This is a genomic window from Shinella sp. 1A1, assembly GCF_055379515.1.
In genome coordinates this window covers 1313689-1338879 of sequence record NZ_AP039672.1, presented here as the reverse complement: position 1 = coordinate 1338879, position 25191 = coordinate 1313689, and the positions used below count along the sequence as shown (strand labels likewise).

The following is a 25191-nucleotide window of genomic DNA, read 5'->3' as shown; positions in this document are numbered from 1 at the left end:
GATTTTCAGAGGGGCGGAGCGCCAGCGTGACGCCCGGCCCGCTCCTTGGCCGCGGCCGAGAGGGGCGGCGGCCGGCTATCCGGCGGGCCGAATGTCGCCCGCCGGCAGAAGGGTCAGCTCATCCGGACGATATCGCGATCGAGTTTGTGGATATCCTGCTGCAGGTGCTGGTAGCTCGCCCGCGGGAGGCCGCCGCCGTGCATGTCGGCAACCGTCATCGCGCGGCTGCGAATGGCACCGACCTCGCCTTCCAGCCGGCGATAGGCGCTGGCCGAAAGCCTGTGCATGGCTTCATCCTGGCGGATGGACTGCTGCGCGGAGCCGAGTTCGCCCAGCACCCGATCGAGGCGGACATGGCGAACCATGAGGGGCATGCCGGGCCGGGTGTCGTTCATGCTCGGCGTTCCGGGATGATGACCCTCGTGGTGGGATGAAGGGTTTGCGGCAAGGGCGCCGCCGGCGGCGAGCGAAAGAACGAAGGTTGCGACTGTGATGGTTTTGAGTGTCGAGCGCATGATGCGTCTCCTGAATGGTGGGGAAAGACATGTCCTTCCCGCCGGCTGTCCGATGTCGTCGCGTCGTGGGTTCCATCTCCCACCGGCGGCATCCAGCCTGACATCATCTATAGGCCCGCCGGACCGCCAGGGTCATGTTACAATTAAATAAAGTTCCGATGGGCCGATTTGCCAAATTATTGCCCGGATCGGCGAGATCGCCTTGAGTGCCAGGTGATTTTTATTTTAATAAATCAGCGGCTTGAAAGAAATCGGCGGGATCGCGCAGTACCGCACGATCCCGCCGAACATGACAGGGCTGTAATTTTCGCGGCAACGCCACCTATTTCGCAAGACGCTGCTTGAGGCCGGCGATGATGCGTTCGGCCAGCGCGTCGTAGTCTCCGTCGAAATGGTGGCCGCCGTCGATGCTGATCGATTCCACGCCGGAGGCCTTCAGCGTCGGGCAGGGATCGTCGTCCTCGTCCGCGCCGTAGATGCACTGCACGCGCTTGGGATCGATCTTGGCGATGTCCTTGACCGGATCCCCGCCTGCTCCTTCGCCGGCGACGCCGAGCCAGCCGGACACGGAAATCTCGTAATCCACCTGATGCGACAGCGCCATGAGCGTGAGCTGCGGCACGCGCGCCTTGTCTTCCGGCGAAAGCAGGTTGTAGGTGGCGGGCAGGATGTCGGCGCCGAAGGAATAGCCGATGAGCAGGACGTGCTCCACGTTCCATTCGTTGCGGAAGGCCTCGATGATGCGCGCCAGATCGTCCGCCGTTTCCTGCGGCTTGCGCTCGGACCAGAAGTAGCGCAGCGAATCCACCCCGACGACCGGAATACCGCGCTGCTGCAGCGCGCCCGCCACCTGCTTGTCGATATCGCGCCAGCCGCCGTCGCCGGAATAGACCACGGCCATCGTGTCATAGGCGGGCTTGGCCTTGAGGATATCGAGCGGCAGGCCGAGCGGGGAATCCGTGTCGCCGGCCGCATCCATCCGGTCGGCGAGCGCCTGCGCCAGCGCATCCGCCGGCGCGCCGTCCGCATCGCGTATGTCGATATCGTCATGGGCGGCCTTGAGCGCCGCGACATGGTCGCGGCCGTCCTTCGGCGCCTTGTCGGTGAGAAGCACGGTGACGGCGGCGGGAAGCGGCCCGTCGGTCAGGCCGTAGATCGTGCGGCCGTTCGCCTTGGTCTTGGAGGCGGGCGTGCAGAGAACCTTGTCGAGCGGGATCCCGGCTTCGGGATCGACCACCACGGCCTCGTCGATGGTGGCCGCGGGGCTCTGCGCGATCATGGCGAGCGCCAGCGCGCCGCCCTCGCCGATGCCCGCAAGGACAGGCGGGTTGTAGCTCGTCGCGCCGCCCGCGCGCTGCACCTGGTGGGCGAGCGATTCGACGTCGGAGATCATGTAGACGCAGTCGCCGTCGTCGGCCGCGAGGGTCTTCATATAGGCGGGGAAATCGATGCCGACGACGGCCGCGCCCTTCTCCACAAGGGCGGCCGCCTGCTTCTCCTCGTCGTCGCCCCACCCGGCGGCGCCGGAAATCAGGAAGACGCTCGCGTCCGGTGCGCCATCCGGCATGAAGATGTGGCCGGGCGGGATCATGCCGGTCGTGAACGTGCGGGGTGCATCCTGCGCCGCAGCAGCCAGCGGCAGGAGGCTGGCGATGAGGCCGGCCGCTGCAAGAGAATGAAGTAGGCTCATTTGGCAATCACTCCTTTGACGCCGCCGCCGATGAGGAAGGTCACGTCCATCAGCGCCAAGGCCGCCCCCGTGCCGTTCGTCACCGCAAGATAGCGCGGTTCCCAGCGGGGATGGAACTTGGATTTGAAGGCGCGCAGGCCCTTGAAATTGTAGAAGCGCTCGCCGTGCTCGAAGAGCGTGCCGCCGACCCGGTCCCAGACGGGAGCGGCCTCGCGCCGCGCCATGCCGGAAAGCGGCGCCATGCCGAGGTTGAACTGCCGGTAGCCTTCGCCGCGCAGATAGTCGAGGATGCTGGCGAAAAGGAAATCCATCGTGCCCTTGGGCGCGTCGGGCGCAAAGCGCATGAGGTCGACGGTCGCTTCCGCCCTGGTGTCCGTCACCATCAGCGTGGCGAAGGCGACGATGCGATCCTCGATCCGCACGACGGCGACCGGCTGGGAAAGCACGTAGCCTTCCTCGAAGGCACCGAGGGAGAAGGTCTTCTCCTTGGCATTGTGGTGGGCGAGCCAGCTGTCGGAGACCGCCCGCAGCTCCGGCAGGACGGCGGCGACCTCGTCGGGCCGGGCGACGGAGAAGGCGAGCCCGTCGCGCGCGCCGCGGCTGTAGGACTGCCGCAGGTTGGCGAAACGGCTTCCCTTCATCTCGAAACTGGCAAGATCGATGATCGCAAGCTCGCCGAGCTTGAAGGCCCTGAGCCCCACATCGGCACAGGCTGCAAGCAGCGCGGGGGAGATCTGGTAGAAGGCAGCCCGCCCGCCGCCGGCCCGCGCCGCGCCGACGAACTGCCAGACCAGTTCGGCGAATTCGTCCTCGACCCCGACGGGGTCGGCGAACGCGATCCATGAGCGGCCATGGATGCCGTACATGATGAAGGACCGGCCGGACGCGGAAAAGAGCAGCCGCTTGTCGCCGGTGCGCACGAGATTGGCGTCGGCCATGTCCTGCGTCATCGTGATCGCGACCGCCTGTTCCAGCTCGGCGGCGGTGGCACCTTCCGTGCGGAAATGCGCCGGCCGCAGCAGGCTGAACAGGGCCAGCGCCGAGGCGGCGATGGCAAGGGCGAGGAGGGCGCGCAGGCCGCGCGGCGCTTCTTCCGAAAATTCGAACTGCCACCAGAGCTCGTGCGCATATTCCGTATCGCGGTAGACGAAGAGCAAGATGACGAAGGCGGTGGCGAGGATGACGCCGATCGCGGCCAGCCAGGAGGGGCCGAGGGCCTGGCGTAGCAGCGAGCTGTGCCGGTCGAAGGCGCGGGCATTGGCGATGAGCGCGACGATGAAAAGCGCAAGCAGCCCCGCCTCCACGACGGCGATGCCCTTGAGGAAGGCGAAGGCGAAGGCGACGCATGCGCCGCCGAGCGCCACCAGCCACGCCCCGTCCAGCCGCTGGCCGAGGCCGCGGGCGGCGACGATCAGCAGCAGGCCGAGCAGGCTCGACAGGAAATGCGCCCCTTCGACGATCGGGAGCGGCAGGTAGTTGGAGAGGAAATCGAGATTGGAATCGGGCGTCGGAACGACGCTCGAGAAGATCAGCATGGTGCCGAGCACCAGCGACAGGGTGGCGATCAGCGTGGGGGCGAGCTTGCCTGCGAGCTGTGCCGCTTCCGCGACGCCCGGCCTCAGCACGAAATGCCGCGTCTCGGTGATCAGCAGCAGGACGGTGGCGAGCAGCAATGGCAGGATATAGTAGATCAGCCGGTAGAGCACGAGGCTGCCGAGGAGCTGGTCGATGCCGATCGCGTTGGAAAGGCCCGCCATGATGACGGCCTCGAACACGCCGAGGCCGGCCGGGACATGGCTGAGCACGCCGAAGCCGATGGCCACCGCATAGACCGCAAGGAAGGTCGGCCAGCCGACATGGGTATCCGGCAGGAGGACATAAAGCACGGATGCGGCGGCGGCGATGTCGAGCGCCGAAACGAGGAACTGCCGCGACGTCGTGCGGCTGTCCGGCAGGCGCAGGGTCAGGCCCTTGAAGGAAAGGACATGGCCGTTGCGGCCGATATAGAAAACCGTGACGAGCGCGACGAGGATGACGACGGAAATGGCGCGCAGCCAGAGCGCGTCGATGCCGAGGATACCGGCGACGCGCGGGGCGACGGCAAGAGTCGCAAGCGCGCTGACCGAAAGAAGGCCGAGGCCGAAGGACAGCGTGACGAAGGCGATGATGCGCGCGATGTCGCCCGGCAGGAGGCCGAGGCGGGAATAGGCGCGGAAGCGGATCGCGCCGCCGCTGAGCGGCCCGAAGCCCACCGTGTTGCCGACGGCATAGGCCATGAAGGCCGTTACGGCGATGGCCGGAAACGGCTTCCTGCGGCCGATGTAATCCAGCGCGTTGGAATCGTAGAAGATCAGCGCGAGGAAGCTGAGCCCGGTGAAGAGCGCCGCAAGCGCGATGGCGCTCCACGACGTCGCGGAAAGCGCCGCCAGAACCTCGTCGTAACGCACCTCGGCCGTCAGCCGGTAGACCCCGACCGCCACCAGCGCGAAGACCAGGAGGCTCGCCAGGCCGAGAATGTAGAGCCTGTATGTCAGAAACGACCGGACGAGCCAGGATGCCCGATCCTCGGTGATCACGCTATTTTCGTCTGACATGAATGCGACCCGTGCTGCAGCAACGGGCGCATGTTATCCGCAGATGTGGCAAATATCGGACATATTTTGCGGAACGCAGAAGAAGAATGTGTACCGCCTTCCGGCGACGCGAGCGTGCGTCGCCGGAGCCTGTGATTTCAGACCCGGAGCGGGCGGTCAGTAGGTGGTTCGCCCGCCGGAAAGGTCGAAGGTCGCGGCGGTGGTGAAGCTGTTTTCCTTGGAAAGCAGCCAGGCGACCATGGAGGCAGCCTCGTCGACCTCGAGGAAGCGGCCGCGCGGGATGCGCGAGCGCATGTATTCGATGAATTCCGGGGTGAGCTGTTCGAGGATGCGCGTCTGCGCGGTCGCCGGGGTGATGCAGTTTACGGCGATGTCGTAGCCGGCGAGTTCCTTGCCGAGCGACTTGGTGAGCCCCATGACCGCGGCCTTGGAGGCCGAATAGGCGGCCGCGTTCGGATTGCCCTCCTTGCCGGCGACGGAGGCGATGTTGACGATGCGGCCGTAGTTGCGCTCCTTCATGCCGGGCACGAGGGCGCGGTTGACGTAGAAGGTGCCGTTGACGTTGATGTCGATGATCTTCTTCCACATGGCGATGTCGTAGGTGTCGAGCGGCGCGGCGGCGCCGGCGATCCCCGCCGAATTGACGAGCAGCGAGGCGGGAGCGGCAATCTCTTCGGTCCGCCGCCGGGCCGCGTCGACCTGCTCCCCGTCGGAAATGTCGACGACGGCGGTCGTTGCCGCGCCGCCGAGCGTCTCGCGCGCCGAGGCCAGCAGGCTTTCGTCGATATCCCAGAGCGTGACGGTGGCGCCGGAGGCGACGATGCGCTTGGCCATGGCGAAGCCAAGCCCCTGCGCCCCGCCCGTCACCACTGCGTGCTGGCCTGAAAGATCGATCTGGTTCATGGCTTCCTCCGGTTGCGTTCTCCTCCGGCGCGGTGCGCCGCTTGATCTGATCTATTATATTAGTGTAACAATCGCAACAAGGGTGGCGGCGATTTTCGCGCCGCCGCAGGAGGAGATTTGCATGCGGGCAAGCGAGACGAGGACGGTCGGGCGCACGGGACTGACGGTGACGGCCCTCGGCATGGGCACGGCGGCGATGGGCGGGCTTTACGCGCCGGTTTCTGCGGAGGCGTCGCTGGAGGCTCTCGAAGCGGCCTGGCAGGCGGGCATCCGCTATTTCGACAGCGCCCCGATGTATGGCCTCGGCCGGTCGGAGCATCTGCTCGGCCATTTCCTGCGCGAGAAGGCCGGTCCCGATGTTTCCTTCACGGTCAGCACGAAGGTCGGCCGGCTGATGGCGCGCGAGCGGCCGGGACGCGACCTGCCGCCGGCACCGCCGAAGAACGCGCTCGATTCCGGCTGGCACAACGGCCTGCCGTTCCGCGAGGTCTTCGACTATTCCTATGACGCCATCATGCGCAGCTTCGACGACAGCGGCCAGCGCACCGGCCTCGAACGGCTCGACCTTCTTTTCGTGCACGACATCGGCAGCGTCACCCATGGGGATGCGCAGGCGGCGCATTGGTCGGCGCTGACGAAGGGCGGTGGCTTCCGCGCGCTGGAGGAACTGAAGGCGGCGGGACTTATCGGCGGCTTCGGCCTCGGGGTGAACGAGGCGGCCGTCGTGCTCGATGCGATGAACGAAACCGCCCTCGACTGCACGCTGCTCGCCGGCCGCCATACGCTTCTGGAGCAGAATGCGCTCGACCTTTTGGAGAAGGCCCGGCAGGCGGGCATGGGCATCATGATCGGCGGCGTGTTCAATTCCGGCATCCTCGCCGCCGGCCCCGGCGGCCACCGCAGGTTCAATTATCAGGACGTGCCCGAGGCGGTCGCACGGCGGGTGGACGCGTTGACGGCGGCCTGCGCGCGCTTCGGCGTGCCGCTTTCGGCCGCCGCCATCCAGTATCCGCTGCGCCATCCCGCCGTGACCGCGGTGCTGATCGGCCCGCGCGATGCCGGGCAGGTCCGGCAGAACGTGCAATGGTTCGAGCAGGATGTGCCGGCGGAGCTCTGGCAGACGCTGGAGCGGGAAGGACTTGTCGCCTGAAGGCCGTGGCCCCGTTGCGGGGCCGCGCCGGTCCTACATCGTCGCGCCGATGTTCCAGGGCACGAATTCGAGGTCGCCATAGCCGAGTTCTTCGGATCGCGTGCGTTCGCCGGAGGCGGTCCGGAGGATGAGGTCGAAGATCTGCCGTCCCTTTTCCTCCAGCGAAACGCCGTTCAGGACGTCGCCGCAGTCGATGTCCATGTCCTCCCGCATCTGCTCGTAGATGTAGGAATTTGAGGCGAGCTTGATGGAGGGCGTCGGCTTGCAGCCGAAGGCGGAGCCCCGGCCGGTGGTGAAACAGAGGATATTGGCGCCGCCCGCGACCTGCCCGGTCGCAGACACCGGATCGTAGCCGGGCGTATCCATGAAGACGAGGCCCTTCGCATCGACCGTGTCGGCATATTCGAAGACGGCGCGCAGGTTCGTCGAGCCGCCCTTCGCGGCCGCGCCGAGCGATTTTTCCAGGATCGTCGTAAGGCCGCCGAGCTTGTTGCCGGGGGAGGGATTGTTGTTCATCTCCATATTGTGGCGGGCGGTGTAGTCCTCCCACCAGCGGATCCGCTCGATGAGCTTCTCGCCGACGGCGCGGCTTTCCGCGCGGCGGGTGAGAAGATGTTCGGCACCGTAGATTTCCGGCGTCTCCGACAGGATGGCCGTGCCGCCCTGCTCGACGAGGAGGTCGACGGCCGCGCCGAGCGCCGGATTGGCGGTGATGCCCGAATAGCCATCGGAACCGCCGCACTGGAGGGCGAGCATCAGCTCGGAGGCAGGCGCGGGCGTGCGTTTGTGGGCATTCACCACCGGCAGCATTTCCTGGATCGCCCGGACGCCGGCTTCCACCGTCTTGCGCGTGCCGCCCGTCTCCTGGATGGTCAGGGTGCGGAAGGTGATATTCTCCTCGACGCCATAGGTCTTCATCCAGCGGGGGATCTGGAAGACCTCGCAGCCGAGGCCGACCATCAGCACGCCGCCGACATTGGGATTGGTGGCAAAGCCCCATTGCGTCTTCTTGAGCAGGTCATGCGCCTCGCCGTTGACGTCGAGGCCGCATCCCGTGCCGTGCACCAGCGAGATGACCCCGTCGACATTCGGATAGTCCTTGAGGATGCCGGACTTGTTGATCTCCTCCGCGATGAAGCGGGCGGCGCTCGCCGAACAGTTTACCGATGTCAACACGGCGACGTAATTGCGCGTGCCGACCTTTCCATCGGCGCGGCGATAGCCGAGGAACGTCGCGCGCTCCGCCTCCGGTAGCACGTTTGTCTCCCTCAGCCCCTCGCCGAACATGTAGTTCCGCTCGAAGGTGTGGATATAGACATTGTGCTCGTGCACCCAGTCGCCGGGCGCGATGGACTCGCGGGCAAAGCCGATGACCTGGCCGTATTTGACGATCGGCTGGTCCTTGCCGATCGCCGTCATCGCCATCTTGTGACCGCGCGGGATGCGCGCGGTCGCGGAGATCGCGCCCGCAAGATCGCCCGGATTGAAGGGATCGGTCACGAGGACGATGTTGTCGGCGGCGGAAAGCTGGATGAAACGGGCCATGGCATGCTCGGGCGGGGTTCGCGCAGGGCGTTCCGCGGAAGGTTGTGATATTTGAATACTAATATAACAGTGGCCGTGCGGTCAAGCGCGCCCGCGCCCATCATCGTGCGGGCATGGATTGCCATGCGTTTCGGAAGGGCTGCCGGCGTGGCCGCCGGTCAGGCGCACCGGTCAATCGTGATGGAAGACTTCCACCATCTGCGCCCACCATTCGCCGTCCTTGCGGGTGGCGAGAGGCTGCTGCAGCGGATCGCAGATCTCCCACCATTTCTGCATGGCGGGCGAGCGGGCCATTTCGGCGGCGTCGGCCGCAAAATCGCTGCCGTGATATTCCCAATAGGCGAAGAGCAGGTTTTCCGGCTCGCGCAGGAAGATCGAGTAATTGCGGATATTGGCCGCGCTGATGACCGCGAGCACATCCGGCCAGACGGCCGCGTGCAGCGCCTTGTATTCGTCGATCACCTCGGGTTTCAGCCCGATGCAAAGGCCCATTCGCTGCATGTCAGTCTCCGTGGGATGGGGATAGCCGCTCAGCCGAAGGCATTGTTGGCGACGGCGACTTCCAGCGTGTTGCGCAGCGAGGTGTTGAGGTGCTCGCGCATGGCATTGGCCGCCGCCTAGCTGTCGTGGCGCTGCAGCGCCTTGAGGATCGCCTGGTGCTGCTGGATCGTCTGCTCGCCATAGCCCGGCTTGGGAATGGCGAGATAGCGGCCGCGGTCCATCTGCGCCTTGGATATGTCGACCGCCCGCCAGAGCATGTGGAAGCCGTTCACCTCGGCGATGGTGCGGTGGAAGGCGTCATCGAGCTGGATGGCGTCGCTGTAGCGGCCGCGGGCGATCGCCGTGCGATGCGCCGCGATATTGTCTTCCAGCGCCTCGGCCTGCGCCTGCGTCAGCTTTTCGGCGGCCCGCCGCGCGCTTTCCATCTCCAGCGCGTTGCGGATGACATAGGCCTCCTCGATGTCGCGGATGCTGATGCGCGCGACGAAGGTGCCCGTCTGGGCGAAGACGTTGACGAGGCCCTCGTCGCTGATGCGCTTGACGGCCTCGCGCACCGGCGTGCGGGAAACGCCGAGCGTCTGGGCGATGGCCATCTCGTTGATCGCCTCGCCCGGCTTCATCTGGCCGCTGACAATCAGGCTGCGAACCTTGTGATAGATCTGGTCGCGCAGCGGAAGGGATCGGTTGAGGTTGGATGCGTCGATGTCCATGGCCGCCGTTAATTTATAAAAGCCTGTTGAACCAAAGCACCTGGAATAACAGGATGTCAATGAAGGGGTGTCAGTGTCCGGTGGACGTACCCCGCGGTCTGATTTATTCCTGTCCCGGACGTGCCTGCGCGAGAATCCGCATTGCGGATACCGGCCGTATAATACTAGTGTTACGCATAAAAGCCAATATGGATACCCGAGGCAACCGGGTACGGGAGGAAGCCGGATGATCGTCGATGCGCATCACCACCTGTGGCAGGTCGGCCGCGGGGATTATCACTGGATGTCGCCGGACATGCCGGTGCTGGCGCGCGACTATCTTGCCGACGACCTGCGTCCCGTTCTCCGGCGGGCCGGCGTCGACCGCACCGTCGTCGTCCAGGCGGCGCAGACGGAAGCGGAGACCGATTTCCTGCTTTCGCTCGCGGCGGAAACGGATTTCATCGCCGGTGTCGTCGGCTGGCTGGATTTCGAGGATGCCGCCTTTCCCGCCAAGCTCGAAGCGCTGATGCGCCGGCCGAAATTCGTCGGGCTGCGGCCGATGCTGCAAGACCATGCGGACGACGGCTACGTCCTGCGCCCGGCCGTGCTCGACAATATCCGCCATCTCGCCGCGGCGGGCGCCGCCTTCGACATTCTCACCTTTCCGCGCCATCTGCCCATCATCCTGCGCATGCTCGATGCCGTGCCGGACGTGCGGGCAGTCGTCGACCATCTGTCGAAGCCGCCGGTGGCGAGCGGCAGGCTGGAGGGCTGGGCGGAGGACATGGCCCGGATCGCCGCCCATCCGGGCCTTCGTTGCAAGGTTTCCGGGCTCGTTACCGAGGCCGCTCATGAAGGCTGGGCGCCGGGCGATCTGACGCCCTATGTCCGGCATGTCTTCGATGTCTTCGGTGCCGACAGGCTGATGTTCGGCAGCGACTGGCCGGTCTGCCTGCTCGCCGCCTCCTATGCGGAAGTCCTGAACGCCGCCCGCGGCATTCTCGATCCCCTGCTCGACGCGGACGGCATGGCCCAAGTGTTCGGCGGCAATGCCGTGAGCTTCTACCGCCTCTGAGCCGCCCCGGCGATTGCCGCGCGCTCGACCCGAACCATGGCTCCATGGATATGCGGAACGACGCTTGCGAGGTCTGTTATATTAGTGTAATAGGACAACGCCGGTAAGGGGAGAGACATCGACAGCGATGCGCGCCGGCAAGGGGAGAGAGGAATGCCTTCGGCCGCGAGCGCACTGCACATGAGGGGGATCGGCAAGGTCTTTCCGGGTGTGAAGGCCCTGTCCGGCGTGGACCTCGCCGTCCGCTTCGGCACGGTGCATGCCATCGTCGGCGAGAACGGCGCCGGCAAGTCGACCCTGATGAAGATCCTCAGCGGCGCCTACGCCCCGACCACCGGCACCATCGAGGTCGCCGGCACGGAGGTGCGCATGAAGCGCCCGGCCGACGCCCAGAAGCTCGGCATCCGCATGGTGCACCAGGAACTGAACCTCGTTCCCGACCTCACGGTCGCCGAGAACATCTTCCTCGGCCGCATGCCGAAGCGGCTCGGCTTCTTCGACCGCGGCGGCATGGTGCGCCGCGCCGCCGCCATCCTCGCGGAGCTCGGCGCCGCCATCGACCCGCAGCAGCGCCTCGGCGACCTGTCGATCAGCCAGCAGCAGCTTGTGGAGATCGCGAAAGCCTATGCCGCCGAGCCGCGCATCATCGTGCTCGACGAGCCGACCTCCAGCCTCAGCGAGCACGAGACGGCGGCGCTCTTCCGCATCCTGCGCAAGATGCGCGATGCCGGCATCGCCATCATCTATATCAGCCATCGCCTCAAGGAGGTGCTGGACATTGCCGACGAGGTGACGGTGCTGCGCGACGGCGCGATGATCGAGACCCGGGCCGCCAGCGGCATCACCGCCGCCGAGATGATCCGCCTCATGGTCGGCCGCGAGGTGAGCAACGTCTTCCCGAAGACCCCATCCACCATCGGCAGGGAAGTGCTCCGGGTGCGCGGCATCGGGGACGGCGAGCGCTTCCACGCCATCAGCTTCGACGTGCGCGCCGGCGAGATCCTCGGCCTCACCGGCCTCGTCGGCGCCGGCCGCACTGAGGTCGCCCGCGCCATCTTCGGCCTTGCGCCGCTGACGGTTGGCACGGTCGAGATCGACGGCGCGCCGGTGATGATCGGCTCGCCCGCGGCGGCCGCCCGCGCCGGCATCGCCTATGTGCCCGAGGACCGCAAGGGCGACGGCATCATGCCCGCCATGACGGTGCGCGAGAATATCAGCCTGCCGGTGCTGCGCCGGCTCGCCAACCGTTTCGGCCGCGTGCGGCGCGGTGCCGAGCGCGAGCTTGCCGGCACCTATGTGCGCAAGTTCTCCATCGTGCCGCCGGATGGCGAGCGGCGCATCGGCCTACTCTCCGGCGGCAACCAGCAGAAGGCGGTGATCAGCCGCTGGCTTGCCACCGATCCGAAGGTGCTGATCCTCGACGAGCCGACGCGCGGCGTCGATGTCGGCGCCAAGGCGGAGATTCACGGCATCATCGGCCAGCTCGTCGCCAACGGCATGGCCGTGGTGATGATCTCCTCCGAGCTGCCGGAAATCATGGGCGTATGCGACCGCGTGGTCGTCATGCGCGACGGGCGCGCCTCGGTGCCGCTCGCCCGCGAGGGCCTGACGGAGGAGCGCATCATGGCGCTCGCCACGGGCGAGGAAAGTGCAGAAGGGGAGGCCGCATGACGGACATCGCCGCCATGGGACAGACAACGAAGGACGCCGCGCGCTTCAGCCAGGGCAGCCGCATGGTCGGCATGCTCTCGCGCGCGGGCCTCACGCTCGCCATCCTCGCCGTCATCCTCTACGGCTCGCTCGCCAATCCGGTCTTCTTCACGGCCGGCAATTTCGTGAACGTGCTGATGTCCATGTCCATCGTCGGCATCGTCGTCGTCGGCATGACCTTCGTGCTGGTCGTCGGCGGCATGGCGGACCTTTCTGTGCCGGCGACCATCGCCTGCGGCGCGATCCTGTCGCTTGCCCTCCAGCCCTATATCGGCCCGGTTCCGGCCTTTGCCGTCGCGGTGTTGCTGGCGGGGCTCACCGGCCTCGTCAACGGCGTGCTTGTCGGCTATGTCGGCATCAATCCCATCATCGCCACGCTCGGCATGGGCGCCATCGTGCTCGGCATCGTGCAGGCCGCCGTCGGCGGCGTCATCGTCTACGGCACGGATCCGAGCTCGGCGGATTTCGTCAAGAGCCGCATTCTCGGCGTGCCGATGATCGCCGTTATCTTCATCGCCATCGCAATCCTCGGCAATTTCGTGCTGTCGCGCACCTTCTGGGGCCGCTGGACCATCGCCACGGGCGGCAATTACAGCGCCGCGCAAGCGAGCGCCGTGCCGGTGCGGGCCGTCCGGGCCGGCGCCTTCGTCATCACCGCCTTCGCCGCGGGCTTCAGCGGCGGCCTGCTCGGCCTGACGCTGCAGAGCGCCCGCCCGCTCGTCGGCCAGGGCTACGAGTTCAGTGCCATCACGGCGGTCGTCGTCGGCGGGGTGTCGATCATGGGCGGCTTCGGCTCCATTCCGCGCGCCATGGCCGGCCTCGTCTTCGTGCAGCTCCTGACCAATGTCATGGTGCTTCAGGGCGTGCGCACGCCGATCCAGGGCTTCGTCCTCGGCCTCCTGATCGCCGGCGCCGTCGCGCTCGACATCGCGCTGCGCAAGCGGGGTGTCGCCTGATGCCCGCCTTCGTCGCCACGCTCCTGCGCTACCGCGTCGCCGTCATCCTCTGTCTGACGCTCGCCGCCGCCACGCTCATCGTTCCCGGCTTTGCCAGCCTTACCACGCTCAGCCTCGGCCTCGACCGCGGCTCGACCATCGGCCTCATCGCCATCGGCCTGACGGTCCTCCTCATCGCCGGCCAGATCGACCTTTCCGTCGGCTCGGTTTTCGCCGTTTCCGGCATCGTCGGGATCATGCTCCAGCCGGCGCTCGGCATGGGATGGGCGGCGCTCGCGGGCGTGCTGGCGGGCACCGCCGCCGGCGTGGTCAACGGCTTCCTCGTCGTGGCGCTGCGCATCAATTCGCTGGTGGCGACGCTCGCCACCATGCTGATCTTCCGCTCGGTCGCGCACTGGATGACGGCAAGCCAGCCGATCCCCGGCAACGACATCATGTTCTCGATCACGCTCAGCGAGATCTATCTCGAAGTCTTCACCGTCCGCAGCGGCCTGTTCCTGGTCTCGATCCTCGCCCTCCATGTCTGGCTGACGCGCACCGTCGCCGGCCGCAACCTCTTCGCCGTCGGCTCCAACGCGCTTTCGGCAGAGGCAAGCGGTATCTCGGCGGGCCGCATCATGTTCCTGTCCTTCGTCTTCGCAAGCACCCTTGCCGGTGTCGCGGGCGTCCTGCAGAGCCTTGCCACCAATACGGGCTCGCCGGTCTACGGCTCCGAGCTCACCGTCGCGGTCATCGCCGCCGTCGTCGTCGGCGGAACGCGGCTGGAGGGCGGGCGCGGCTCGGCGCTCGGCACGCTCGGCGGCGTCCTCACCATCGCCGCGCTGACGACGGCGATGGAGTTTCAGTCGGTCCCCGCCTACATGCAGCAGGTCGCCTCCGGGCTGATCCTCATCCTGCTCGTCGTCCTCGACCGAACCGTTCGCACCGGCCGGCGCAAGCCTGCCGCGGCCCCCGCCCATGCCTGAGAATTTTCCAATCGATGAAGGAGGAAAACATGATTGGTAAGACTGCACGCTTGCCCGCCGCCGTGGCGGCCATACTGCTCGCCTCGACGGCCTTCGCCAGCGCCAAGACGGTCTGTTACGTCACGGCCGCCGATTCCCACGCCTATGCGACGCCGGCCAATGTCGCGCTCAACGATCGCGCCAAGGAGCTCGGCATCGAGATCCTGAGCCTCAGCCAGAACTTCGACGTGCAGACCGGCACGGAGCAGGTCAGCACCTGCATCGCCCGCAAGGCCGACGGCATCATTCTCTGGCCGCTCGATCCGCAGGCCTATATCCCCGCGCTCGCCCGCGCCAAGCAGGCGAACATTCCGGCGATCCTCATCAACTCGCCGATGGCCGAGCAGGCGAACGACTTCATCAAGTCCTTCACCGGCCCGGACGTCTACGAGGAGGGCAAGCTTGCCGCCGATTCGCTGAGCGAGGCGATGAAGGGCGAGGGCGCCGTCGTCGTCATCGCCGGCCAGGCCGGCAACGGCACGACCATCGGCCGCGTCGGCGGCTTCGTCGACCGCCTGAAGGAGATCGGCAGCAAGATCGAGGTGCTGGAGACCGTCAATGCCGACTTCGACCAGCAGAAGGCGCTCGTCGCCAGCCGCGACCTGATCACCCGATTCGGCGATAAGATCACCGGCGTCTACGCAAACGACGACACCATGGCGCGCGGCTTCATCGACGCCTGGAAGGAAGCCAATTCCGGCAAGCCGACGCCGCCGATCGTCGGCATCAACGGCCAGCGCGACGCCTTCGATTCCATCCGCTCGGGCGAGATGTACTCGACCATCGTCCAGTCGCCGGTCGAAGACGGCAAGCTCGCCATCGAGACCATGGCGGAGATCCTCGACGGCAAGGAGGTCAAGGCCCGCCTGCCGATCCCGCTGACGGTCGTCACCAAGGCCAATGTCGAGACCGTCCAGCCGGCCTTCTGACGGCTGAAGAGCTTTCACGAGCCGCAGGGCGCCGCGCGCGCCTTGCGGCTTTTCCATGTCCGCAAGCCGGGCCGCGGGCCGAATATCAGACTGAAAGATATACGGACGCACTCAAGGAAATCAGGCTTTCCGCCGTCTCCCCTAGTCTGCCAGGGCTATCAACCCCGTCGAGGAGGACGGGACAGGGAGGAGTGGCCAATGAAAACGTACTTGCTGACGAGCGTGGCGCTCGGCGCCTTGCTCTTTGCAGGCTCGGCCGTCGCCGAGGACTTGAAGATCGGGGTTCTCGCGACTCTGGAAGGAACCTATACCGTCCTCGGCGAGGATGCCATGCGCGGCGTCGAGGTGGCGCTCAAGGAAATGCCGACCGTCGGCGGCAAGACGGTGAAGACCGTCGTCGCCTCGACCGACACGACGCCGGAAAGCGCCGTGCGCGCGGCCCGCAAGCTGGTGGACCAGGACGGCGTGACCGTCATCGTCGGCCCGCTTTCCGGATCCGAAGGCATCGCGCTGCGCGACTTTGCCAAGCAGAACCCGAACGTCACGGTCGTCAACGGCCTTTCCGGCGCGCAGGAAGCCACGATGGTCGATCCGGCCGCGAATTTCTACCGCTTCAACATGGACGGCGCCCAGTGGGGCGCGGGTCTCGGCAAGTATGTCTTCGAGACCAAGGGCTGGAAGAATGTCGCCTCGGTCGCGGAAGACTATTCCTTCGGCTACACCAACTTCATGGGCTTTGCCCTCGGCTTCTGCCAGGCTGGCGGCCAGATTTCGGAGCGCCAGTGGGTGCCGCTCGGCACCAAGGACTTCTCCTCGATCATCGCGGCGCTGCCCGATGACGTCGATGCCATCTATGTCGGCCTCGGCGGCGCCGATGCCGTCAACTTCCTGAACCAGTACCAGCAGGCCGGCGGCAGCGCCCACCTCATCGGCGGCACGATCATGGTGGACGGCACCGTGCTCAATGCCAAGGGCGATGCGAAGAAGGCGCTGATCGGCACGCCTTCCGGCGGTCCGCAGGCGGACGATTCCACCGATCCGAACTGGACGAAGTTCGTGAAGGCCTATCAGGACGCCTTCCCGGCCGACAAGCGTTTCCCATCGCCCTCGCTGTTCGCGACGGGCTACTACAATTCCACCATCGCGACGCTGAAGGCGCTCGATCAGGTCAAGGGCGACATTTCCGGCGACCAGGCGGCCTTCCGCGATGCGCTCGCCAAGATGGAACTGGATGCGCCGAACGGCCATTTCAAGCTCGACGCCAACCGCCAGGCGATCGGCACGAACTTCATCAGCGAGGTCACGGAAGGGCCGGACGGCAACCTGATGAACAAGCTGGTCATGACCGTGCCGGACGTCAACCAGACGCTCGGGCTTTCGGAAGAATCCTTCAAGAAGATCGGCCTGCCTTCGCGCGACGCGCCGGAGTGCAAGACGTCCTACTGATCGCTTTACGGAAGGCCGGGTTCGCGCCCGGCCTTTCCGCAATCGGCGCCTCGAAGCGGAAGGGGAGGCTGGCTTGTCGCTGATCACTTACCTCAACCGGGTGCATTTCGCCGATGACATTCTCGAGGAAGCGCTTGCCGTCGAAGCCCGCTCCCTTGCGATCCGTCGCCCCCTGATCGTCACCGACCGCGGCCTTGCCGCCAGCGGCCATCTCGACCGGCTGCTCGACGCCTTCGACACGGAAACCGCACCGGTGATATACGCCGAAACGCCGGCGAACCCGACGGAGGCCGCATGCCGGGCTGCGGCCGTGGCCTATCGAAACCACGATTGCGACAGCCTGATCGGCTTCGGCGGCGGCTCCTCCATCGACCTTGCCAAGGCGGTTGCCCTAGCCGTCAGCCATGACGGGCCGCTCATCAGCTATGCGGCGGTGGAGGGCGGCGTCTCGCGCATCCAGAACATCCTGCCGCCGGTCATAGCCATTCCGACCACCGCCGGGACCGGATCGGAAGTCGGCCGCGGCGCCCTCATTGTCTTCGATGACGGCCGCAAGCTCGGCCTCATCAGTCCCTACCTCATCCCGAAGGTGGCGATCTGCGATCCGACGCTGACGCTGACGCTTCCGCCGGAACTGACGGCGGCGACGGGCATGGATGCCATCACCCATTGCGTGGAGACCTATATCGCCACTGCCTATAATCCGCCCGCCGACGGCATCGCGCTCGACGGGTTGCGGCGCGCGGCGGCCAATATCGAGCGGGCAGTCGAGGAGGGGCGGGATCTTGATTCCCGCAGGGAGATGATGGCCGCGGCGCTCAACGGCGCGCTCGCCTTCCAGAAGGGGCTCGGCGGCGTCCATGCGATGAGCCACGCCCTCGGCGGGCTGAAACAGCCGAACCTGCACCACGGCACGCTCAACGCCGTGCTGCTGCCCCACGTGCTCGCCTTCAATGCGCCGGCGGCGGGGCATCGCTATCCGGCGCTCCGCGAGGCGATCGGCATTCCGGCCGGACGCGATCTCGCGGCGGCCTTTTCAAGGATCAGCAATGGCCTCGGCCTGCCCTCGCGGCTCGGTGAAATGGGCCTCGACCGTAGCGCTCTGGAGCTTGCCGCACCGCTTGCGGAGCGGGATCACACCAACGGAACGAACCCCCGGCGGGCGACCTCGCGGGACTATCTGGCGATGCTGACGGACGCTCTCTAGCGCGACCGGTCCCGAAGAGCCGCCGAAAGGTCCGATTCCATACCTTTTAGTCTCATTTTCCGGCTTGTGCGGCTTGCAAAACCAGCATTCTCGCGGATTTAATCGCTTCCGAGCCGGTCGCGTCCGACGACTTGTTCCGGGAGGAGACTGCATCGGGCGTTCATCCGGAACATCGCCGCAGACGCGATGGCCGACTGTCTGCTCATCGCATTCGGCCAGGCGGAAAACTGCCGGCCACACAGCTCTTGGAAGCCCCGGCTCTCGCAGAAAACAACTGCGGGGGGAGGAGATGAGTACTGCTCTAGCCGTCTATCACGGCCCGTTCGGCCGTGCGGCGCTGTATAATATCAATCGCCCCATGGCGACGCATGCGCATCGGGAAGGCCATCTCACGTTTCATGTCCAGGGCACGCCGTCCGTCGTGACGGCGTCCGGCCTCGAATGTCGCATCGACGCGGGCACCGGCGGAACGGTCAATCCCTGGCAGCCGCACAGCTTCAATCCGGGCGATCCGGAACACGGCACGTTGTTCCTCGTGCTCTATATCAAGCCGCTCTGGTTTCTCGAGGTCGGCCGCACGGCGCAGGGTGCGCTGCGCTTCGGGCGCGACCGCATCGCCATCACGCCGCAGATCCACCGGCTGGTAAAGCTGGTCTCGGCGCTTTTGCTCGAGGACATCCATTCCGATCTCTTCGACGGCTATCTCTATGAGCTGACGCGCCTTTGTTACGACCAGACCTGGCAATGGTCGCCGGACGTCTCGCCGCTGGAAGGCGAGACCGTTGTGCCCGTCCAGCAGCAATGGTCCGGCATCCGCGATTTCCGGGTGCGCAACTCCATGCGGCTGATGAGCGAACGGCTGAGCGACGAGGTCGTGCTCGATACGATCGCCCGCGATGCCGGGCTTTCCCGTCCGCATTTCTACAAGCTCTTCCGCGAGAATGCCGGCATCACGCCCAATGTCTATCTCAACACGCTGAAGATGGAGACGGCGATCGACAGCCTGACGCTCACCCAGAAGCCGATCACCACCATCGGCCTCGACCTCGGCTTCGCCTCGCAGGCGAGTTTCACGCGCTTCTTCACCGCCAATGTCGGCATCCCTCCGACGGACTACCGGCGCGCCGCCTTCGTCGGTCAGTGAAGATCGCGCGGAGCGGCGCGTTTTAGCCGATCATCCGCGATGGGAGCATACTCAAAGGTACGTGGTTTCGCGCACGCTCCGGCTAGTCTCGTGACATCAACGACGTCATGAAGCATGGGAGGATGCCGCTTGACTGCTCGGTTTGGCTGCATGCAGCGATGGCCGTTCGCCGCGCCCCCTGCCGGGGGGCGGAGATGATCGCCTATTACAATCGCCATCCGGTCTGGTCGCTCGTCGTCTTCCTCGTCGCTGCCTTCTTCGTCTGGGCTATCTTCGCCGCCTGGCCGCCGGGGCTGGAGGCTGTACTCGGCAAAAAGAAGGTCTTCCTCAACGCCATCTTCAACGGCATAACGCTGGGCGGGCTCTATTTCCTCGTCGCCAGCGGCTTCACGCTGATCTTCGGGCTGATGAAGAACGTCAATCTCGCCCATGGCTCACTCTACATGCTGGGTGGCTATATCGGCTACGGCGTCGCGCTTGCCACCGGCTTCTGGCTCCTGTCCTTCGTCGTCGCCTTCGTCGTCGTCGCGCTCGTCGGCATCGTCCTGCAATACGCCGTCTTCCGTCGCATGGAGGGCGAGGACCTGCGCCAGACGCTGGTGACGATCGGCATTTCCATCGTCCTTGCCGACCTCATGCTGTGGATCATGGGCGGCAACACGTTCCAGATCCTGGCGCCGGAATGGCTGGGCGGGCCGGTGCGCCTGCCGCTGGTCACCGCCGTAAAAAGTTCGGGCGAGCCGGTCTACATGACCTATCCAATCGTGCGCCTCGTCATCTTCCTCGCCTCGGTGGTGATCGGCGTGCTGATGTGGCTGGCGCTCAACCGCACGCGCATCGGCATGCTGGTGCGCGCCGGCGTCGACGACCGCGACATGCTGTCGGCGACCGGCGTGCGCATCCAGCGCGTCTTCGTGCTGGTCTTCGCCTTCGGCGCGGGCCTTGCGGGCATGGCGGGCGTCGTCGGCGGCACGTTCCAGTCGGTCGCGCCGGGGGAGGATACGCGCTTTCTGCTCGCGTCCCTCGTGGTCGTCATCGTCGGCGGCATGGGCTCCATTCCGGGCGCTGCGCTCGGTGCGCTGATCATCGGCCTCGCCGAGCAGGTCGGCTCCGTCTACTTCCCCACCTATTCGGTGGTGCTGACCTTCCTGATCATGGTCGTCGTGCTGGCCTTCCGGCCGCAAGGCCTTTTCGGGAGGACCCGCTGATGGCGCCCATCGACCAGTTCGTCAGCCGCACCGATGCGGCAGGCCGTCCCCACCGGCAACCGGCTTTGTCGGGGCCCGCCAACATTCCCTGGCGCTACTGGTGCGTCGGCTTCATCCTCGTCCTGATGCCGGTCGTCGCCAACAGCTTCGTGCTGTTCCAGATCTTCGGCTGGGCCTTCATCCTCGGCATGGTCGGGCTGTCGCTGATGTTCCTCGGCGGCTATGGCGGCATGGTCAGCCTGTCGCAGATGGCCGTCGCGGGGCTCGCCGCCTACATGGTGGCCGTGTTCGGCACGTCCGGCGTGCCGCAGGTGAGCCTCGGCTGGCCCTGGTGGCTGGCCGTGCCTGCCGCCCTCGTGATCGCCGTCGCCTTCGGTAGTATCGTCGGTGCGCTCGCCGTGCGGACGGAGGGCATCTACACGATCATGATCACGCTGGCGATCGCCACCGCCTTCTTCTACTTCGTCCGCCAGAACTACACGATCTTCAACGGCTTCAACGGTTTCAACCAGGTTCTGCCGCCGCAGTTCTTCGGCGTCGACTGGCGCCAGCCGGTGCCGATCTACTACCTGACGCTCGGCTTTGCGACGCTTGCCTTTTTCCTCGTCGTCTATGTGTCGCGCGCGCCGTTCGGCCTTGCCCTGCAGGGTGTGCGGGACAATCCGCGCCGCATGGCCGCGCTCGGCTACAATGTCACCGCCCACCGCATCGCGGCCTATGCCTTCGCCAGCTTCATCGCCGCCGTCGCCGGCATCCTGCTCGTCTGGCTGAACGCCCAGGTCTCGCCCGGAACGGTGGCGATCGGCCCGGCGATCGATATCCTCGTCATCGCGGTCATCGGCGGCATGCGCCATCCGGTCGGGCCGTTCATCGGCGCGCTCATCTTCGTGACGATCCGCACCTTCGCGCTGGACATTCTCGTCTCCCTGGGCATTCCCGGCGAGCGCTTCCAGCTCCTCGTCGGGCTGACGTTCCTCGCAATCGTCTTCTGGTCGCCGGATGGCATTCTCGGCCTCTGGCCGCGCTTCCGCCAATGGCTGACCTCGGCGTCATCGCTGACGGGCGACAGGGGAGGCAAGCCCTGATGGCCGCCAGCGTCGCAGAACGTCTCTCCGCGGCCGGCACGGCCAATGCGCTGGAACTGCGTGGCGTCACCCGCATGTTCGGCGCGCTCGCCGCGCTCACCGACATATCCCTGACAGTGCGGCCGGGCGAGCGGCGCGCCGTGCTCGGCTCCAACGGCGCGGGCAAGACGACGCTCTTCAACTGCATCACCGGCGATTTCCTGCCGACGTCCGGCACGATCCGGCTCTTCGGCGAGGACGTGACGGGTTTTCCCGCCTACGAGCGTATCCGCCGGGGCCTGCGCCGCACCTACCAGATCTCTCTGCTCTTCACCGGCCTCAGCGTGATCGACAACATCTATCTCGCCTGTGCCGGCGTCTCGCGCGGCCGCTTCTCGATGATCCGCCCGCGCCGCAGCGATGCACTGGTGCAATCGGCCGAGCAGCTCGCCGCCGCCGTCCACCTCTTCGATGTCCGGGAAACGAAGGTCGCCGAGCTCTCTTACGGCCAGCAGCGCCAGCTCGAAATCGCGCTGGCGCTTGCCGGCGCGCCGCGCTTCATCCTCTTCGACGAGCCGGCCGCCGGCCTCTCGCCGACCGAGCGGCAGGAACTGGTCGAGATACTGACCGGCCTGCCGTCCCATATCGGCTATATCGTCATCGAGCACGACATGGATGTGGCCCTCCGCGTCAGCGAGAGCGTGACGATGATGCACAACGGCCGCATCTTCAAGGAGGGCCGGCCGAGCGAGATCGAGAGCGATCCGGAAGTGCAGGCCCTCTATCTCGGCGGGGGTCTCGGCCATGGCTGACCGCAACCGCACCGCCGCCCCGACGCTCGATATCCGGGGGCTCAACGTCTATTACGGTTCTTCCCACGCCCTGCAGGGCGTCGACCTGACGCTGCCGGGCGGCGTGCTCTCGGTCGTCGGCCGCAACGGCATGGGCAAGACGACGCTCTGCAAGGCGATCATGGGCCTCGTGCCGTCCTCCGGCGGGTCCATCCGCTTCAACGGGCAGGAGCTGCGCGGCCGCAACCCCGCCGACATTGCCCGCCTCGGGATCGGCTACGTGCCGCAGGGCCGGCGGCTCTGGCGCTCGCTGACGGTCGACGAGCACCTGAAGCTGGTCGGCTCGAACAAGGGCGCCTGGACCGTCGAGCGCATCTATTCGACCTTCCCGCGCCTTGCCGAACGCAAGGGCAATGGTGGCGCCCAGCTTTCCGGCGGCGAGCAGCAGATGCTCGCCATCGCCCGCGCCTTGCTCCTCAATCCGAAGCTGCTCGTCATGGACGAGCCGACGGAGGGCCTTGCGCCGGTGATCGTCGCGCAGGTCGCCGAAATGCTGGTGCGCCTCGGCGAGGAAGGCGACATCGACGTGCTCGTCATCGAGCAGAATATCGGCGTTGCCACCCGCGTCGCGGAAAAGGTGGCGATCATGGTCAACGGCCGCATCAACCGCGTGGCGGATGCGGCGCAGCTCGTCGGCGACCGGGACCTCCAGCAACGCCTGCTCGGCGTTGGCCGCCACGGCCATGACGCCGAGCCCGCCGAAAGCCCGGCGTCGGAGGAAGCGGCGCCGCGCGCGCCCGCGAAGCAGCGCAAGCTCTACATGTCCAATCCGGTGACGCCGACGCGCTGGTCGCAGCCGGTGCCGGTGCGGGTCCTCGAACAGTCCGCCCGGCTCGTCAGCGACGGGCCGCTCGCGCCGGCGGACGCGGCGGAACTGCGGCCGCTGAGCCCGGCCGGCGAGCCGGTGGTGCTGGTGGCCGGCACGCTGGATACCAAGGGCGAGGAGCTGCGTTTCATCCGTGATCTCCTGAAGGCCGAGGGGCTGGCGGTGCGCCTTGCCGATCTTTCCACCTCCGGCCGTCATTCCGGCGCGGATATTCCCGCCCACCAGATCGCGGCCTTCCACCCGCGCGGCGCCAGCGGCGTCTTCACCGAGGATCGCGGCACCTCCGTCGCCGGCATGACGCTCGCCTTTGAGCGCTGGGTGAAGAGCCGGGGCGAGATCGTCGGCGTCATCAGCGCCGCCGGCTCCGGCGGAACGGCGATGGCTACGCCCGCCATGCGCGCGCTGCCGGTCGGCATTCCCAAGGTGATGATCTCGACGGTCGCCTCGAGCGACGTGCGCAAATATGTCGGCGCATCCGATATCGTCATGATGCATTCGGTGGCGGATGTGCAGGGCCTGAACTCGATCACGCGGACGATCCTCGCCAACGGCGCCCACGCGCTGGCCGGAATGGTGAAGCCGCGTCTTGCCGAGGCCCGCAAGCCGGTGCCGGCCGATGTACGGCCCGCGATCGGGCTCACCATGTTCGGCGTCACCACGCCGGCCGTCCAGCAGATCACGGCGCAGTTGAAGGACGACTACGATTGCCTCGTCTTCCATGCCACGGGCATCGGCGGGCAATCGATGGAAAGCCTCGTCGACAGCGGGCTGATCGCCGGCGTCCTCGACATCACGACGACGGAGATCTGCGACATGGTCGCCGGCGGCATCTTCCCGGCAGGCCCGGACCGCTTCGGCGCGATGATCCGCAGGCGCATGCCTTATATCGGCTCGGTCGGCGCGCTCGACATGGTCAATTTTGGCCCGCCCGAGACGGTGCCGGAAAAGTACCGCGGGCGGCTTTTCTACAAGCACAATCCGCAGGTCACGCTCATGCGCACCAGCGTCGCCGAGAATGTCGAGATGGCGCGCTTCATCGGCGCGCGGCTCAACGAGATGGAAGCACCGGTGCGCTTCTACCTGCCGGAGGGCGGCGTTTCCGCGCTCGACAGGCTGGGCCAGCCCTTCCACGACAAAGCGGCGGACGAGGCGCTGTTCCGCACGCTGGAGGAGACGGTGCGGCAGACGGCGAACCGCCAGCTCATCCGCATGCCCTACAACATCAACGACGCGGCCTTCGCCGACGAGATCGTGCGCGCCTTCCGCGCCCTTCACGGCACGAGCCGACCGCGTGCCAGCAAGACGAGGAGATGACCATGGCCATCGCGCGCAGCGCCATCCTTGAGAAGTTCCGCGGCATGATCGACCGTGGCGAGCCGATCATCGGCGGCGGCGCGGGCACCGGCCTTTCGGCGAAATGCGAGGAGGCCGGCGGCATCGACCTCATCGTCATCTACAATTCCGGCCGCTACCGCATGGCTGGCCGCGGTTCGCTCGCCGGGCTTCTCGCCTATGGCGACGCCAACGGCATCGTTATGGACATGGCCTCCGAAGTCCTGCCGGTGGTCAGCCGCACGCCCGTCCTTGCCGGCGTCAATGGCACGGATCCGTTCCGGCTGATGGACGTCTTCCTGCCGGAGCTGAAGCGCATCGGCTTTTCCGGCGTGCAGAACTTTCCGACGGTCGGGCTGATCGACGGTACCTTCCGCGCCAATCTGGAAGAAACGGGCATGTCCTACGGGCTGGAGGTCGACATGATCGCCAAGGCCCGCGAGCTCGACATGCTGACGACGCCCTATGTTTTCAACGAGGACGAAGCGGCAGCCATGGCGGCGGCGGGGGCCGACATCGTCGTCTGCCATATGGGGCTGACGACGGGCGGCTCCATCGGCGCGGAGACGGCGCTCAGGCTTTCCGAATGTCCGGCACTGGTCAACCGCTGGGCCGAGGCGGCGCTGAAGGTCAACAGCGACGTGATGATCCTCGTCCATGGCGGGCCGGTGGCAACGCCCGAGGACGCCGAATTCATCCTGAAGAACACGGACAATTGCCACGGCTTCTACGGCGCCTCCTCCATGGAGCGGCTGCCGGTAGAGGTGGCGCTTACCGAACAGACCCGCGCATTCAAGAAGATAAGGGGACGCTGAGCATGGTTTCGGCGCTGCGTTTCATGGGAGGACA

Annotated in this window: 21 protein-coding genes; 14 read left to right on the top strand and 7 right to left on the bottom strand. The window is 66.4% G+C overall.

The window, feature by feature from the left end:
- Positions 1-113 precede the first annotated feature (113 nt).
- The 4 genes from ACZ48C_RS22980 to ACZ48C_RS22965 form a co-directional block, all read right to left on the bottom strand.
- The gene (locus tag ACZ48C_RS22980) at positions 114-515 is read right to left on the bottom strand and encodes a hypothetical protein (protein WP_318913081.1); all 402 of its coding nucleotides are present in this window, start codon (positions 513-515) and stop codon (positions 114-116) included.
- 322 nt (positions 516-837) lie between these two features.
- Positions 838-2205 carry an AcvB/VirJ family lysyl-phosphatidylglycerol hydrolase gene (locus ACZ48C_RS22975; protein ID WP_464783097.1) on the bottom strand — a complete coding sequence of 456 codons (1368 nt, stop codon included), beginning with the start codon at positions 2203-2205 and terminating at the stop codon, positions 838-840.
- On the bottom strand, positions 2202-4799 hold the full coding sequence (gene mprF, locus ACZ48C_RS22970) for a bifunctional lysylphosphatidylglycerol flippase/synthetase MprF (RefSeq protein ID WP_464783096.1): 2598 nt from the start codon (positions 4797-4799) through the stop codon (positions 2202-2204). The genes ACZ48C_RS22975 and mprF overlap by 4 nt, the downstream gene beginning before the upstream one ends.
- Positions 4800-4955: 156 nt before the next feature.
- Positions 4956-5702: an SDR family NAD(P)-dependent oxidoreductase gene (locus tag ACZ48C_RS22965; RefSeq protein ID WP_464783095.1), complete on the bottom strand. Its 747-nt coding sequence runs from the start codon at positions 5700-5702 to the stop codon at positions 4956-4958.
- A gap of 115 nt (positions 5703-5817) precedes the next feature.
- Here ACZ48C_RS22965 and ACZ48C_RS22960 point away from each other — a divergent pair, with 115 nt between their 5' ends.
- The gene (locus tag ACZ48C_RS22960; RefSeq protein WP_464783976.1) at positions 5818-6852 is read left to right on the top strand and encodes an aldo/keto reductase; all 1035 of its coding nucleotides are present in this window, start codon (positions 5818-5820) and stop codon (positions 6850-6852) included.
- Between the two features lie 33 nt (positions 6853-6885).
- Here the strand turns inward: ACZ48C_RS22960 and ACZ48C_RS22955 are convergent, their stop codons facing one another.
- From ACZ48C_RS22955 to ACZ48C_RS22945, 3 genes are all read right to left on the bottom strand, one after another.
- Positions 6886-8397: a UxaA family hydrolase gene (locus ACZ48C_RS22955; protein WP_464783094.1), complete on the bottom strand. Its 1512-nt coding sequence runs from the start codon at positions 8395-8397 to the stop codon at positions 6886-6888.
- A gap of 171 nt (positions 8398-8568) precedes the next feature.
- Positions 8569-8898 (bottom strand): L-rhamnose mutarotase, encoded by a 330-nt coding sequence (locus ACZ48C_RS22950; protein ID WP_415214845.1) that lies wholly within the window; start codon positions 8896-8898, stop codon positions 8569-8571.
- Positions 8899-9014: 116 nt separating this feature from the next.
- Positions 9015-9608, bottom strand: coding sequence for a GntR family transcriptional regulator (locus tag ACZ48C_RS22945; protein WP_464783093.1), 594 nt, complete (start codon positions 9606-9608; stop codon positions 9015-9017).
- 226 nt (positions 9609-9834) lie between these two features.
- On the opposite strand from ACZ48C_RS22945, the gene ACZ48C_RS22940 reads away from it, so the two are divergent.
- The 13 genes from ACZ48C_RS22940 to ACZ48C_RS22880 all read left to right on the top strand — a co-directional run bounded on the left by ACZ48C_RS22940 (position 9835) and on the right by ACZ48C_RS22880 (position 25157).
- Positions 9835-10665 carry an amidohydrolase family protein gene (locus tag ACZ48C_RS22940; protein WP_454634561.1) on the top strand — a complete coding sequence of 277 codons (831 nt, stop codon included), beginning with the start codon at positions 9835-9837 and terminating at the stop codon, positions 10663-10665.
- A gap of 153 nt (positions 10666-10818) precedes the next feature.
- Complete coding sequence (locus ACZ48C_RS22935; protein ID WP_464783092.1) at positions 10819-12336, top strand: sugar ABC transporter ATP-binding protein; 1518 nt, start codon at positions 10819-10821, stop codon at positions 12334-12336.
- Complete coding sequence (locus ACZ48C_RS22930) at positions 12333-13331, top strand: ABC transporter permease (RefSeq protein ID WP_464783091.1); 999 nt, start codon at positions 12333-12335, stop codon at positions 13329-13331. Before ACZ48C_RS22935 ends, ACZ48C_RS22930 begins: the two co-directional genes overlap by 4 nt.
- Positions 13331-14296, top strand: a complete 966-nt coding sequence (locus tag ACZ48C_RS22925; protein ID WP_464783090.1) for an ABC transporter permease — start codon at positions 13331-13333, stop codon at positions 14294-14296. The genes ACZ48C_RS22930 and ACZ48C_RS22925 overlap by 1 nt, the downstream gene beginning before the upstream one ends.
- A 29-nt stretch (positions 14297-14325) precedes the next feature.
- Positions 14326-15264 carry a sugar ABC transporter substrate-binding protein gene (locus ACZ48C_RS22920; RefSeq protein ID WP_119255474.1) on the top strand — a complete coding sequence of 313 codons (939 nt, stop codon included), beginning with the start codon at positions 14326-14328 and terminating at the stop codon, positions 15262-15264.
- 198 nt (positions 15265-15462) lie between these two features.
- Positions 15463-16710, top strand: a complete 1248-nt coding sequence (locus ACZ48C_RS22915) for an ABC transporter substrate-binding protein (protein ID WP_119255309.1) — start codon at positions 15463-15465, stop codon at positions 16708-16710.
- A gap of 73 nt (positions 16711-16783) precedes the next feature.
- The gene (locus ACZ48C_RS22910; protein WP_464783089.1) at positions 16784-17917 is read left to right on the top strand and encodes an iron-containing alcohol dehydrogenase; all 1134 of its coding nucleotides are present in this window, start codon (positions 16784-16786) and stop codon (positions 17915-17917) included.
- A gap of 289 nt (positions 17918-18206) precedes the next feature.
- On the top strand, positions 18207-19061 hold the full coding sequence (locus ACZ48C_RS22905) for a helix-turn-helix domain-containing protein (protein ID WP_119255307.1): 855 nt from the start codon (positions 18207-18209) through the stop codon (positions 19059-19061).
- Between the two features lie 194 nt (positions 19062-19255).
- The gene (locus ACZ48C_RS22900; RefSeq protein WP_119255306.1) at positions 19256-20269 is read left to right on the top strand and encodes a branched-chain amino acid ABC transporter permease; all 1014 of its coding nucleotides are present in this window, start codon (positions 19256-19258) and stop codon (positions 20267-20269) included.
- A complete protein-coding gene (locus ACZ48C_RS22895) occupies positions 20269-21354 on the top strand; it encodes a branched-chain amino acid ABC transporter permease (RefSeq protein WP_464783088.1) in 1086 nt (361 codons plus the stop codon). Before ACZ48C_RS22900 ends, ACZ48C_RS22895 begins: the two co-directional genes overlap by 1 nt.
- Entirely contained in the window at positions 21354-22145 is a 792-nt protein-coding gene (locus ACZ48C_RS22890) for an ABC transporter ATP-binding protein (protein WP_318913067.1), read from the top strand. The genes ACZ48C_RS22895 and ACZ48C_RS22890 overlap by 1 nt, the downstream gene beginning before the upstream one ends.
- On the top strand, positions 22138-24324 hold the full coding sequence (locus tag ACZ48C_RS22885; RefSeq protein WP_464783087.1) for a Tm-1-like ATP-binding domain-containing protein: 2187 nt from the start codon (positions 22138-22140) through the stop codon (positions 24322-24324). The genes ACZ48C_RS22890 and ACZ48C_RS22885 overlap by 8 nt, the downstream gene beginning before the upstream one ends.
- A gap of 2 nt (positions 24325-24326) precedes the next feature.
- Entirely contained in the window at positions 24327-25157 is an 831-nt protein-coding gene (locus ACZ48C_RS22880) for a phosphoenolpyruvate hydrolase family protein (protein WP_464783086.1), read from the top strand.
- Positions 25158-25191 lie beyond the last annotated feature (34 nt).

Bases quoted from the DNA above. Each gene is read 5' to 3' on its own strand.
- ACZ48C_RS22980 (WP_318913081.1), bottom strand. From the start codon at position 515: ATGCGCTCGACACTCAAAACCATCACAGTCGCAACCTTCGTTCTTTCG.
- ACZ48C_RS22975 (WP_464783097.1), bottom strand. From the start codon at position 2,205: ATGAGCCTACTTCATTCTCTTGCAGCGGCCGGCCTCATCGCCAGCCTC.
- mprF (WP_464783096.1), bottom strand. From the start codon at position 4,799: ATGTCAGACGAAAATAGCGTGATCACCGAGGATCGGGCATCCTGGCTC.
- ACZ48C_RS22965 (WP_464783095.1), bottom strand. From the start codon at position 5,702: ATGAACCAGATCGATCTTTCAGGCCAGCACGCAGTGGTGACGGGCGGG.
- ACZ48C_RS22955 (WP_464783094.1), bottom strand. From the start codon at position 8,397: ATGGCCCGTTTCATCCAGCTTTCCGCCGCCGACAACATCGTCCTCGTG.
- ACZ48C_RS22950 (WP_415214845.1), bottom strand. From the start codon at position 8,898: ATGCAGCGAATGGGCCTTTGCATCGGGCTGAAACCCGAGGTGATCGAC.
- ACZ48C_RS22945 (WP_464783093.1), bottom strand. From the start codon at position 9,608: ATGGACATCGACGCATCCAACCTCAACCGATCCCTTCCGCTGCGCGAC.
- ACZ48C_RS22940 (WP_454634561.1), top strand. From the start codon at position 9,835: ATGATCGTCGATGCGCATCACCACCTGTGGCAGGTCGGCCGCGGGGAT.
- ACZ48C_RS22935 (WP_464783092.1), top strand. From the start codon at position 10,819: ATGCCTTCGGCCGCGAGCGCACTGCACATGAGGGGGATCGGCAAGGTC.
- ACZ48C_RS22930 (WP_464783091.1), top strand. From the start codon at position 12,333: ATGACGGACATCGCCGCCATGGGACAGACAACGAAGGACGCCGCGCGC.
- ACZ48C_RS22925 (WP_464783090.1), top strand. From the start codon at position 13,331: ATGCCCGCCTTCGTCGCCACGCTCCTGCGCTACCGCGTCGCCGTCATC.
- ACZ48C_RS22920 (WP_119255474.1), top strand. From the start codon at position 14,326: ATGATTGGTAAGACTGCACGCTTGCCCGCCGCCGTGGCGGCCATACTG.
- ACZ48C_RS22915 (WP_119255309.1), top strand. From the start codon at position 15,463: ATGAAAACGTACTTGCTGACGAGCGTGGCGCTCGGCGCCTTGCTCTTT.
- ACZ48C_RS22905 (WP_119255307.1), top strand. From the start codon at position 18,207: ATGAGTACTGCTCTAGCCGTCTATCACGGCCCGTTCGGCCGTGCGGCG.
- ACZ48C_RS22900 (WP_119255306.1), top strand. From the start codon at position 19,256: ATGATCGCCTATTACAATCGCCATCCGGTCTGGTCGCTCGTCGTCTTC.
- ACZ48C_RS22895 (WP_464783088.1), top strand. From the start codon at position 20,269: ATGGCGCCCATCGACCAGTTCGTCAGCCGCACCGATGCGGCAGGCCGT.
- ACZ48C_RS22890 (WP_318913067.1), top strand. From the start codon at position 21,354: ATGGCCGCCAGCGTCGCAGAACGTCTCTCCGCGGCCGGCACGGCCAAT.
- ACZ48C_RS22885 (WP_464783087.1), top strand. From the start codon at position 22,138: ATGGCTGACCGCAACCGCACCGCCGCCCCGACGCTCGATATCCGGGGG.
- ACZ48C_RS22880 (WP_464783086.1), top strand. From the start codon at position 24,327: ATGGCCATCGCGCGCAGCGCCATCCTTGAGAAGTTCCGCGGCATGATC.